At 46.3% G+C, this 12153-nt stretch carries 8 protein-coding genes and 3 pseudogenes; 6 read left to right on the top strand and 5 right to left on the bottom strand.

Annotated elements, in window-relative coordinates; genetic code table 11:
- Positions 1-147 precede the first annotated feature (147 nt).
- Positions 148-854, bottom strand: a pseudogene (locus tag QUA99_RS30580) (IS1 family transposase).
- Positions 855-1060: 206 nt separating this feature from the next.
- Between QUA99_RS30580 and QUA99_RS30575 the strand changes: the two are divergent.
- Positions 1061-1411 carry a hypothetical protein gene (locus QUA99_RS30575; RefSeq protein WP_333235258.1) on the top strand — a complete coding sequence of 117 codons (351 nt, stop codon included), beginning with the start codon at positions 1061-1063 and terminating at the stop codon, positions 1409-1411.
- 326 nt (positions 1412-1737) lie between these two features.
- On the opposite strand, the gene QUA99_RS30570 is transcribed toward QUA99_RS30575, so the two are convergent.
- From QUA99_RS30570 to QUA99_RS30560, 3 genes are all read right to left on the bottom strand, one after another.
- On the bottom strand, positions 1738-2091 hold the full coding sequence (locus tag QUA99_RS30570) for a DUF1257 domain-containing protein (RefSeq protein ID WP_006635781.1): 354 nt from the start codon (positions 2089-2091) through the stop codon (positions 1738-1740).
- Positions 2092-2221: 130 nt separating this feature from the next.
- Positions 2222-3742 (bottom strand): stress-responsive protein Ycf46, encoded by a 1521-nt coding sequence (gene ycf46, locus QUA99_RS30565; RefSeq protein WP_333235371.1) that lies wholly within the window; start codon positions 3740-3742, stop codon positions 2222-2224.
- A 107-nt stretch (positions 3743-3849) separates the two neighbouring features.
- Positions 3850-4200, bottom strand: coding sequence for a hypothetical protein (locus tag QUA99_RS30560; protein ID WP_333235257.1), 351 nt, complete (start codon positions 4198-4200; stop codon positions 3850-3852).
- A 527-nt stretch (positions 4201-4727) separates the two neighbouring features.
- Here QUA99_RS30560 and QUA99_RS30555 point away from each other — a divergent pair.
- The 3 genes and pseudogenes from QUA99_RS30555 to QUA99_RS30545 form a co-directional block, all read left to right on the top strand.
- Positions 4728-4851 (top strand): annotated as a pseudogene (locus QUA99_RS30555) (MerR family DNA-binding transcriptional regulator); the annotation flags it as partial.
- A 29-nt stretch (positions 4852-4880) separates the two neighbouring features.
- Positions 4881-6398 carry a hypothetical protein gene (locus tag QUA99_RS30550; RefSeq protein WP_333235255.1) on the top strand — a complete coding sequence of 506 codons (1518 nt, stop codon included), beginning with the start codon at positions 4881-4883 and terminating at the stop codon, positions 6396-6398.
- A gap of 13 nt (positions 6399-6411) precedes the next feature.
- A pseudogene (locus QUA99_RS30545) lies at positions 6412-7073 on the top strand (transposase); the annotation flags it as partial.
- A gap of 227 nt (positions 7074-7300) precedes the next feature.
- Here QUA99_RS30545 and QUA99_RS30540 read toward each other — a convergent pair.
- Positions 7301-9094: an efflux RND transporter periplasmic adaptor subunit gene (locus QUA99_RS30540; RefSeq protein ID WP_333235253.1), complete on the bottom strand. Its 1794-nt coding sequence runs from the start codon at positions 9092-9094 to the stop codon at positions 7301-7303.
- 407 nt (positions 9095-9501) lie between these two features.
- On the opposite strand from QUA99_RS30540, the gene QUA99_RS30535 reads away from it, so the two are divergent.
- The gene (locus QUA99_RS30535; protein ID WP_333235252.1) at positions 9502-10635 is read left to right on the top strand and encodes an AI-2E family transporter; all 1134 of its coding nucleotides are present in this window, start codon (positions 9502-9504) and stop codon (positions 10633-10635) included.
- Positions 10636-10797: 162 nt separating this feature from the next.
- Positions 10798-11868 (top strand): ABC transporter permease, encoded by a 1071-nt coding sequence (locus QUA99_RS30530; RefSeq protein ID WP_333235251.1) that lies wholly within the window; start codon positions 10798-10800, stop codon positions 11866-11868.
- Positions 11869-12153: the final 285 nt, after the last annotated feature.

Genomic DNA, 12153 nt, shown 5'->3' with positions numbered 1-12153 from the left:
CTAGCTAATTTACGATGATTACATTTACGTCCTGGAACTTAACTATACAGAGGCTTTGAGTGTTTTCGGAGATGTCTATTGTAGAACAGTGAAATCCTGACGGGGCATCAGTACCTTTAGTTGGATACAATTTTTGGCGTTGCTGAATTACAATATGAATCGCTGTGGGACTGGAACATCCTTAAATTTGAGGTAGTGAATCAACAATCTAACTGAATGTTCTAGCATTACTACAGATTTAGAATAACAAAGTGTTTTGCGATGAAGCCTTCCCAAATAATGTCGTAGACGTGTGTTTTCTCCTTCCACTCGGGTCATATAAGTCTTGCTCACAATCCGATCGCCATCTGGGATGAACATTGGATAAACTAGCCATCCATCCGTAACGTAAAAATAGCACTGCCATGTCTTCACAATTGCCCACAAAGGACGAAATGTTTCAGCACGCTTGGTCGCCTAAAACCCATCCTAAAATTCCTTCTTGGAAGTGATCGACTGCTGTCTGGAGCCAGATGCAAGTTTTTTTTTATCCGACAAAAGTTTCAAGTTCATCAAGTTCACATACTTGCGGTATCACAGTAGGATTATAAGCATCAGGTAGTAGCTCTCCAACCTGTTTAACCCATTTGATTATGGTAGTGTGATGCACTCCTTTAACCCTCTCAATAGCTCTAAACCCCATACCATTTACATACATTTTTAGGCATTCCTGTCTCACATCATCACTATAACCTCTATGCTCTGCATATTTGTCAAGAAATTGCCGACCGCAATCGACACAAAGATGATGAGTGCCTATCTCTCTGGATTCCATTTTTGCGGATATGAGTTGAGCTGCATTCAGGGCATTTCATAAAAATTTACCTTATTATCTATCATGCTCTCATATTGTAATTCAGCAACGCCTGGAATTTTATTCATGACTACAATCACCAAATCCGATTAGCAATGCGCTGAAGACTCAACCGCCTCAATTTTCTCCATCCTTTACATAAAAGCACTACCCACGCACGCACACAGGCTGAACTAAAAGCTCTGTTTCCGGCTATCGAGCGATCGAATGCACTTTGTATCCGACACTTGGCTGCAGCGGCTGCTTAACAATTGCGGGCTATTTATCCCTGCAAGAGTGAATGAATTTACTTTTAGGCTGCTCAGTCACCTCTACACCCAAGTCCTACAGCGCCGCATTGTCCGGCGGCTGGTAAGCGAACACCATGTTGACATTGTACGCGAACCGACACCAGTCTCGGCAACAGTTGCTTCGTTGATGTTCGGATTGGGGGCGCCGGTAGTTATCGGACTGATGAACACGGCGGTTAAATTTCCTCTGACCTTTCGATCGCGCCAAAATCCGACCATGGATATTTTAATCGCAATCGGTTATCAGCTTCTAAAGAAGGCTTTGTGAAGAGACTGGCAGATGCGATGCTGAAGCTCGCTCAGTCACCAGAATAGCCGCAGAGTATGGTTACTGCGGGACTGGAGCGCATCGGCAGTATTTTGACTGGGAACGCAAAGTCGATCGACGAATATTTGAAATTTCTCAACAAACTATCGACACTTGCCCGAAGCATTAGGTAGCCAACCATTAAAGCAGCAACTCTCTACATGAGAGCTGCTGCTTGGGGGTGCTAAAAAATTATGTGGCGCGCTCAAAACCCCACTTTACATCCTAGCTAGCGAAAACGGGTTAACCCGTTGGTTAACCCGCGAGCTTGGGAACGCCCAGAGCGATTAATTTTGCACTACCAGCTTGACGTTGGCGTTTTGCAAACCGCGCTGCTTGACTGCTGCCAAGGTCTTGTTAACGGCGTACTTCTGGTTAATGGAGTTGATTAACTCAGTTTGATTGTGCTTTTTGGCGACGCCCCAGAGGTCGGCAATCAGGTCAAAGGAACCATCGCTATTGCGAGACCAACCCAGGTCGTATTCGCCTTCCAGAATCGCCACGATGTCCGAGCGAACGCGCTGACCGTTATAGCCACGAACATCAGCTTCGGACTTGACTGAAATGCCCAAGTCGCGCAGGGAAGCTTTCAGGATTTCGGCGTCAGTGATTTTGGTACGCAGAGTGCTAAAGTGAGACATTGGATTTCCTCCTAATAAAACTGAGAGAGAAACAACAACGGTCTGGATTTAACGGTGCCGCTGGGCGGCTCTTCAATCGAACTGCTAGCTGTTGCTAGCCTTTGCTCCTGTTTGGACCAGGAGAAAGCTTTTAGAATTCCATTCGCTGGTATTCAGCGACGGAAGACGCAGCGGGCCGTGCGCGCTGTCTCGCCCAATCCCGCAGGGCAGTCACCTGTTCGGTCATGGTTTTAGACAGTGGCAATGTGGATTTAATGGCCGCGATGATATCTAGCTGCGTAAATTCTCGATCTTGAGCGAAGGCTTCGTACATGGCTGCTACTAGCCCTTGCTCAATTTCTGCACCTGAAAATCCGTCGGAAACGTTGGAAAGTTGCTCTAAATCGAAGCGAGAGATGTCCCGACGCCGCTTTGACAGGTGAATCTTAAAGATATCTTGGCGTTCTTCCTTGGTAGGCAGGTCTACAAAGAAGAGTTCGTCGAACCGGCCTTTCCTCAAGAATTCTCCCGGCAACCGCTCGATTCGGTTGGCTGTTGCCATTACGAAGACTGGGGAAGTCTTTTCTTGCATCCAAGTAAGGAAGGAACCGAAAATCCGGCTGGAGGTGCCTCCGTCTGAGTCGGCAGAACCCGTTCCTCCTGCAAAGGCTTTGTCTAGTTCGTCGATGAAGAGGATGGCTGGAGAGATGGATTCTGCGGTTTTGAGGGCGTTGCGCAGGTTGGCTTCCGATCGACCCACCATCGAGCCGTCGTAGACCCGGCCCATATCTAGCCTCAGCAGGGGAAGTCCCCATAGACGGGAGGTAGTTTTGGCAATCAGCGATTTTCCGCATCCCGGTACGCCGAGAATTAACATCCCTTTTGGTTGAGGCAGACCGTATTCTCTAGCCCTCTCTGTAAAGGCGTTGGAACGCTGCCTCAGCCACCGCTTCAGCTCTTCTAAACCGCCGACTGCATCCAGGGTTTCGTCTTCTTCAATGAACTCTAGAATACCGTTGCGCCGAATTAGTTGCTTCTTCTCCGACAGAACTATGTCTACTTCTTCTTCTGTTAAGCGCCCCATCGAAACTTGCGCTTTGCGATAAACTTTTTCAGCTTCGTCCTTGGTCAATCCCAAGGCTGCTTTTAAAAGTTTTTCTCGTGCCTCTGTGGTAATGCGTCGCGATTTGGTTTGCTCCAACTGGCTAGACAATACTTGGTTTAGTTCCTTCATGTCTGGGAGCGCGAAGTCTAATACCACTACTTCCTTTTCTAGCTCGATCGGAATTTGCTGCAAAGGAGACATCAGTATAATTGTCTTGTGTGTTCCTTTGAAGTTGGCGATCGCATCCCGCAACAACCTGGTTACAGTGGCATCATCTTTAAAAGGATGCAGGTCTTTGAATATATATATACTTCGATTGTCGTTGGGTTCCCGCTGCCTAATTGCCCATTCAATTGCTGCCTGTGGCGAGAGGGTGCTTTGCTGAGTGTTTGCACGAGGTTGACCGTACTCTACCATGCCCTGGGTGACAGTCCACACGAAGACTCGTCCCTGCGGCTTGGCTTTAGCTATTACAGAAATTGCTTGCTCACACCGCTCTTCCTCGGATGTCACGAGGTAGATCAGAGGATATTGAGCTTGGATTAGAATACTGATCTCTTCTTGCATATTCCTCGACCCACTAGAGACGGTGCTATCTTTGCTGAATCTCAATGCTGCCATTAGCCCTCTTACTGAAATTTTCAGTTCTAGCTTTTTGGGGAAGCAAGGCATTCTTAGCAGGGAACCAATTCTTCCTCTCCCGGTTGGACTGTGCTAGCGCTGACGCCTGACACCTGCTTTACTGGAAGATCCTGCTCAGCCAATACGCTCGGCTGACTTGTGACGGATGCCAGTTCTCCATCTCGCATTACTAATGAAGCCGTGCATTCTGGACAGTTGTATACCCGATGAGTTTGTCCGTATGAGGCTTCTACTTCGTCAACCAGTTCGGGATTTCCTAGGTAGAAGACAATTGCCCTTTCTGCAATTGATGACATCGGTTCTGTTTCGACTGCTGCTCGGATTTTGAGCTGGCGATGCAGTTCTGGTGGAAGATACAATGTAACTTTTTGCTTTTCTTGCATATGACAGTGAATTGACTTACCCGGGTATGTATATCAGATTAGTCGATTAATTTTTTGCTGTCAAGCCTCTATGCTGCTTTAACGTCATCTTGTAATGTTTCGTTACAATTAACGTGACTTTGGGGCGGTTAAAAACGGAAAAATCAGAGACTTGTTGGGAAATAGCAGAAAAGGTAGTGCTTTTATGTAAGAGGATGGAGGATAATAATTCTATGTCCGGTCTTTTGAGGAGTCTCATCATGAAACCCTATCTGATTTGTCCCACTTGTGGTTCTGACGATGTGATGAAAAAGGGTTTATGACTCGTCGGGGCAAACAAAATCACAAATGTCGCGATGTCGGGGCCACCAGGAAAGTCGAAAATCCGAACTTGGCAAGCCAAAGACACCGACACCGGGAGCAAAAATTGAATTGCTTCTTCACGAGCGGATTTCCCTCGCTGGTATAGCCCTCCTTCATGGGTTGACGACTGTTGACAATTTATCTAGATTTACCTACAAATTAGTAATTAGATTCTGGGTAAATCAATGGATAGACTGATTAGCATTGGCGAGTTAGCAGAGCTTAAAGCCGTGAGCGTTGACACAATAAGGCGCTGGGAAAAAGAAGGCAAGCAGAGCGTCCATCCGCACAGATGGGGGACATAGGCGATAATATAACCACATTGAGAGGTCGAATCAATGGCTACCCTAACTTATTGCAAAGGCTTGCCCACACCAGCACACGAGCTTAACGAACTTGGATTTACAGACTTTGAGATGTTTCTAGAATCTTACGCCCCCATCTTTCGGGCCGCAAGTATTGAAACAGTCAACCATTTACTTTCAGGCCCTCCTTTCAAGAAATCCGATTGGAATACACACTTACAACAAACCTACGGCATCAACAAGCGCCACGCAAATGGTGTAATCAGCTCGGCCTTGGGTCGCGTAGACGGCGCTAAGGAACACAGGATTTTACACCTGAAAACTCTTGAAGGCAAGATTAAATCTATTAGTACGTGGCTCAAGAAAGCCGAACGCAAGTTAGCATTAGCCCGTAAGTTTTATGCCAAAAAGAAATGGCAAAACTCAAAAACAGGTTGTAACTTCCCAATTGCTTGCTCGCTGCAATACAAATCCACGAATTGGCAGAATTTGCGCTTTCAAATTCACAACAAAAAGCGTAAATTAACTTTGTTAATCAATAAATGCGAACACTTAAGACTTAAGCCAATCAAGGTTTCCATCCCTCGTAGCGATATTTTGGTCGTTGGTTCTAAGGATGAGTCTTATGGCAATCAAGTATGTCAGTGGGACGGGGATAAAATAACTTTTCGAGTTCCGAAATGTTTAGAGTCGCGATTCGGCAAAAATGTGTCTTCCGAGATTGGTGATTTCAATCGCAACATCAACAGACTACCAGAATGCGGTGCTAAGACCTGGCATTTTTATCGTAAGAATGGAAAGTGGATTGCTGCTGTTCAGTTTACTCCAAATCCCGTGAAGCAGGTTTCTAGAGAAAGGATGTACGGTTGCATCGGTATCGACATGAATCCCGGTTCTATTGGGTGGGCCTATGTCGATTCTGAAGGAAACCTTAAAGCCAAAGGGCAGATTCCATTACAAATGGGTTTACCCTCTGGAAAGCAACAGGCTCAAGTTGTTGAGGCCTGTCTGCAACTAGCAATAGTGTCCCAGACGTTTGAATGTCCTGTGGTTTGCGAAGAACTTGATTTCTCAACAAAAAAGCAATCCGTGGGAGAAAAAGGTAGAAAGTATGCTCGGATGTTGTCGAGCTGGGCTTACAGTGAGTTCTACAAACAACTCAGTTCTATTCTGTCGAATCGTGGCATTGAGTTAATTGCGGTCAATCCAGCTTATTCAAGTATTATCGGTTTGGTAAAATACTTGAGAATGTATGGCTTAGCCAGCGACGAATCGGCTGCACTGGTAATTGCTCGCAGGGCTATGAAATTAAGTGAAAAAATACCTCGCTCCTTAACCGCCTATTCTGAAGTGAATTCAGAAAAGTACGTTTGGAGTGAGTGGAGTCAACTGAATAAAAAGATCAAACATTCCGCTATGATATCACGCCGTTGTGATTATTATAGTGTTTCTAACTGGAGTTTCTTGGTCAACCTCGACAACGAGGAAGCGTCAAGCGCTAAGAAAGAATGTTTAAAGCTTATACCGCAGAGCTTACCCAGGTTTGCCTAGGTTTTTATAAGCGGTTGATTTAATTACCCGACTCAAAAAACGAGCAGCGATCCAATTTGAGGAAGTATTCACTCTTCTGCTACGGTCTGCGAGACCGTCGAGTGCGTCTGGGTTCGGGAACGAAAAAGACTCCATTTATTACCTTAGGTTTGATTGAAGTTCGTTCGGGGAACACCTGGAATTCTCACCTGACCTCCGTACTCGACCCGACAATTCTACCGCCCTATGTGGTCGCCGATTTATACAGACGGCGATCGCGAATTGAAGAGGCGTTTAACGTGGTCAAACGTCTCTTGGGACTCAGTTATTTATCGACGGGTTCCCTCAATGGAATCAAGTTACAGATTTGGGGAACTTGGCTGTTTTATGGCGTGTTGGTAGATTTAGGAGATGCGGTTGCTGACGAAATGTCTCTGCGGTTCGAGAGCATTTCTTTAGAGATGATTGACCGAGGTCTTTATCATTTTCAAGTGGCTCATCACAAGGGATTAGCTGCTGACCCCGTAAAGTATTTTGCCTTGAAGAGAAAATCGAGATTTAGGGATTGTCAAAGCTCAACGAAAACCCAAGGTCAAGTTGATTGTGGCACCTTTTCCAAATGCTGTCTGCTGTGGAGAACCTTTTTTCTTTGAGCTACCTCCGAAAATCCACTTGAAAACTGGCTTTGAGCCTTAACTTGTCACCAATGACCCCCGATTGTCAGAACTCAGAATAAAACAATCGTGGGGACGGGCTGTTTGATCGACCAAGCCGAAACGTTGAAAGACATAATTTAGAATTGGGAACTCGTACTGAGCTTAGTCGAAGTATTAGGAATTGGCGAGCTGGGTTCATCGGCGTTTATCTGCCTTCATCTGCGGTTAAAAAAAGACAAGTATCTAAAAATAACCCATAACCAATAACTATTTAACAACCTTAACCCGATCGCCATCCTTAAGAAAACCAGCGCCAGTAACAACCACCCGATCGCCCGCCTTCAAACCGTTTTTAACCTCCACCTTAGCAGCAGTCAAATCGCCTACAGCACCCCCGGAAATTTCCCCAACTTCCACCCGTTGAGCCTGCACCTTGTCCTCGCCGACAAGTTTATAAACAATAGAACTGCCGTCAGCTTGCGGCAAAATAGCTTTAGCGGGGACTTTCAAACCTTGAGTCGTTGCCGTCGCAATTGATGCGCGCAAAAACATTCCCGATCGCAAAAACTCGCTTGCGGGCAAATCAATCTTCACCGTAGCTTGCCGATTTTGCGGGTCAACTACCGGCGAAATCTCTCGCACAGTTCCTGACAACTTAATCCGCTTGTCAGAGTCAGAAGTAATCTGCACCGCTGTTCCGGGCCGCACTTGCGCAACCTGAGTTTCCGGGACTTTCAATTGCAGTTCCAGCTTGTTGCCCCGAATAATCGAAAATAGTTTTTGACTTCCCGAAGAAACATCGCCCACTCGACCAATTCTTTCCGCCACAGTACCGCTATCCGGCGCTCGAACAATTGTTTGTTCTAGTTGAGTTTGTAACTGTTTGACTTGTGCATCATTACTGCGGACACTTGCTGCGTTATTTCCGACATTTGCTCTGGCACTGCTAACACTCGCTCCGGCCGTATTCACTTTAGCACGAGCGCTGGCTAGGGCCGCTCTAGCCGTACTGATATTAGCTTCAGCAGTAGCTACTCTAGCAAGAGAAGATTGCACTTCTTCCGCTGCTTTATTCTGTTCTTGCAAAGCTGTATTCAAGTCAGCTTTAGCTTTGTTCAAGTCTTGAACAGCAGTCTGCCGTTCCGTCTTTCGCCTTTCCAAATCTTGCTGGCTAATTACTCCCTGAGCGGCCAAATTTTGACTGCGATTTACTTCTCTTTGAGCTTGATCTAATTTAGCCTGGGCGGAGGCAATACCGGCTTTAGCTTGAGTGACACCAGCTTTAGCTTGCTCCACACCGGCCCTAGCCTGGCCGACGCCTGTTTGGGCTTGCGCTGCGTCAGCGATGGCTTTTTCAACGCCAGCTTGAGCTTGAGCGACGCCGGCTTGGGCTTCTTGTTGGGCTGACTCGGCTTGCTGTACCTGAGCTTGGGCTTGTTCTACCGTAGAATTGGCCGATTGTACTCCCGCCAGCGCTTCGGCAATTTGCGATCGCAGCACCGAATCGTCCAAAACTGCCATCGTCTGACCTTTTTCTACCGCATCCCCTTCATTCACCAACACCTGCTTGATTTGCAAACCGTTGGCCTGTGGCAGCACTGGCAGCAAGTCATAGGCTGCCACGGTGCCCGTCGCTTCCAGAGTTTCACCCACCTGGGCCGATTCTACAGGCGCCACTGTCACCGTCGGAGCAATCGCCTGCTGAGTTGCCGATGGAACTGGAACTGCCGGACGCGCGCTCTGCTTGCCCCCAGTCAAGTGTACTGCTAGCAGGGTTGCAGCCACGCCAATGCCTGCGCCCGCCAACAAGGCAGGCCACCTGAGTTCTTTGTTGGGCCCAACTTCAGTTGCTTCGGCTTCCCAAATTTCTGATTGTTCCCCCTCCATTTCTGGAACTTCCAGGGCAACTTCTCGTTCATCTTCCTCACCGGAGAATTGCCAGCGAGAGTGGTCTGAGACGCCACTTTCGGGTACATCCACTGCTGAGTTCTTGTCGCGTCCGCTCTGCACGGAGGGAAGGGGTTGCTTTTCTTCCGCTTCTGAAAAAACTTGATTGGTCACGGTAGTTCCTCTGGCCGCTATTAGCCTGTGGTTTTTTATTGTAAAGAAAGATTGCGATTTTTATATCTGATTCATTTTAACGAAGAGCCTGAGCAGTTGCGCGTCCTCCTTTTGGGTGAGTGTAGCGCCATTTCACCTTACAATGGCGAATTGAGCCTTTGTACGATCGGCATTTAATTCGATCTGGCTCCGGGGCATACTGAAGATTAGGGAGATTTTGCAGCGTGGGGTCGATCGCACTCGCATTCTCTGTCCCCGAGAGGTTTTGCCGTCACCAACTCATCAATGCTGAAATAATTAAGTCTGATCTTGAACTGATTATTGTTAATCTATACTCTAATGTGTTTGTCGTAGAACCCGACAAATCGGGTCAGAAAGTTGTACCAGTTTAATTGACAAAAATCACAATGAATAGTGTCTTTTCTCCCGTCCAACAGTTTCTAATTACTTGGCTGCTAATGCTAGTGACGGGATGGTTTACCCTGACTGCTGTCAGTTATGTTGGGGAACTTGTCAGCATTTTAGTAACAGCGGGACTCATTGCATTTTTATTAAATTATGCAGTAGCAAGACTGCAAGTATTTTTGCCGCGGGGAGTAGCTGCGGGACTGGTTTACTTAACTGCGGGTGTGGTGGTAGTCGTAATCGGTTTAACTATTGTGCCGCCGGTGTTCAGCCAAGCGAGGCAGTTGGGAGTGAGGTTCCCGGAATTACTGGAGTCGGCGCGACAGCAGCTAGGCGAATTTCAAGCATGGAGTGCCGAGCGCAATTTGCCGTTTGACGTGCAAATATTGGAGCAGCAGTTATCAGCAAAAGTCCAAGAACAAGTCCAGGCGATCGCCGGTACGGGTTTAGGCTTAGTTGTAGGTACTGTTAACTGGTTTTTGGACTTAATTTTTATTTTGGTGATTTCCTTTTATATGCTCCTCGACGGTCAAAGAGTGTGGCAGGGTTTGACCAGCATTTTTTCGCCAGATATTCGCTATGTTTTAACAGAGACTTTGCAGCGAAATCTCCAGCGATTTGTATCGGGACAATTATTGCTGGGACTATTTATGGCGATCTCGCTGAGTCTGGCTTTTTGGTGGCTGCAAGTTCCGTTTTTTCTGCTGTTTGCCGTGTTTATAGGATTGACGGAAATTATTCCGTTTATTGGAGCAACTTTGGGAATTGGCACTGTTAGTATAATTGTAGCGTTTATTGATTGGTGGCTGGCGCTGCAAGTCTTGGTAGTGGCGATCGGTCTCCAGCAAATCAAGGATAATGTAGTAGCTCCCCGAATCATGGGCAATCTCACCGGATTGAGCCCGGTAATTATTTTCACCGCTTTGCTGTTAGGAGGTAGAGTGGGAGGGTTGTTGGGAGTTATCCTGGCAATTCCGCTCACAGGGGTTGTAAAGAGTATAGTAGAAATTGTACTCAATCCCAAACTGCCTCCGCAAACAGGCTCGTTTTTCTACAATCCTTTTAGCGGCGAGGAATTGGGGAAAATAGCAGAAAATGAAAGTAGAATAATTTTGGTAGCAGATGAACAAAAATAGTCTCATGTTTTTAGTAATGACTTCATTCCTGAAAATTTTTATAAGTCAGGAATTCAGTTTTTGCTGCTGAGCATATTAAGAAAAAACTCAAGTCTTTAGTAAGAACTTTAAAAAGTTTAGTCCTTACTGCGAACCCACTTAAAATCTCAAACCTAAAAACTTATGAAATGGTGGCAAAATCTTAGAAAAAACCCTCTAGCTCGGTTGGGAGCCGTGCTGCTGTTAATTTTTTATACAGTAGCACTTTTCGCCGAATTTGTGGCGCCTTACGACCCCTACGACTCTCAATTAAACGGTTCCTTGCTGCCGCCAACTCAGATTTATTTAACCACCCCAGACGGGCGATTTATCGGCCCCCACGTTTATCCGACTACTCAGGGCCCAGTGGATGCGAATACGGGCGATCGCGAGGTAATTGTAGACTGGCAAAAACCCTCTGCTGTCGGTTTTTTTGTCAAAGCTTCTCCCTATAAGTTTTTAGGAATTTTGCCTTTTGACAGGCATCTTTTTGGCACTACCGGAGAAGGCAAAATAAACATTTTAGGCACGGACGAACAAGCGCGAGATCAATTCAGCCGCTTAGTACAGGGCAGCCGAATTAGCCTCAGCATCGGTTTAGTAGGAATAGCAATTTCTTTTCCCTTGGGATTGTTAATCGGAGGAATATCCGGTTATTTCGGCAGTTGGATTGACAGTATTTTAATGCGCTTCGCCGAAGTATTGATGACCATTCCCGGTCTTTATTTATTAGTAGCGCTAGCAGCAGTCTTGCCACCAGGATTGACAAGTGTTCAGCGATTTATATTGATTGTACTGATTACTTCATTTATCAGTTGGGCGAGTTTAGCGCGGGTGATTCGCGGCCAGGTACTGTCAATTAAACAGCTAGAATTCGTGCAAGCAGCGCGGGCAATGGGCGCGAATCCAATTTATATTATTGTCCGCCACGTGTTGCCACAAACTGCAACTTACGTAATTATTTCTGCTACTTTGTCAGTTCCGGGTTTTATTGTGTCGGAGTCGGTTTTGAGTTTAATTGGCTTGGGAATTCAACAGCCAGATCCTTCTTGGGGAAATTTGCTATCTCTGTCTACTAATGCTTCAATTTTAGTGTTGCAGCCTTGGTTGGTTTGGCCTCCGGCAATACTGATTATTTTGACGGTTTTGGCGTTTAATTTATTAGGGGATGGGTTGCGGGATGCTCTCGATCCGAGAAGCATTCAAAGGAATTAAATTGTTTGTAGTAAGAACGAAAAGTATTTTCTGGTTCTCACGTAGAGCCTAGGAACCAGTTAAAGTTTTCTCGTTTGCATGCGAGGCAGAGCCTCTGGATACAGCGGTTGAAAACCGCATAGCTACAGTAAAAACAGTCATTCCCAAGCAGAGCCAGTCCATGAGAAACAGCAATTTCAAGCCCACATTCCGCACCCCCAACTGGCATATACACGCAGTGAGGGGGTAAAAGTGAATCGTCAGAGACCAAGCGCGAGTAAAAATACTCAATTATTTCGGTCGCGA

Origin of the sequence: Microcoleus sp. F10-B2 (assembly GCF_036704965.1) — a bacterium.
Taxonomy (GTDB): domain Bacteria; phylum Cyanobacteriota; class Cyanobacteriia; order Cyanobacteriales; family Microcoleaceae; genus Microcoleus.
The sequence above is the reverse complement of the archived record's forward strand: the minus strand, read 5'-3'. Positions and strand labels throughout refer to the sequence as shown.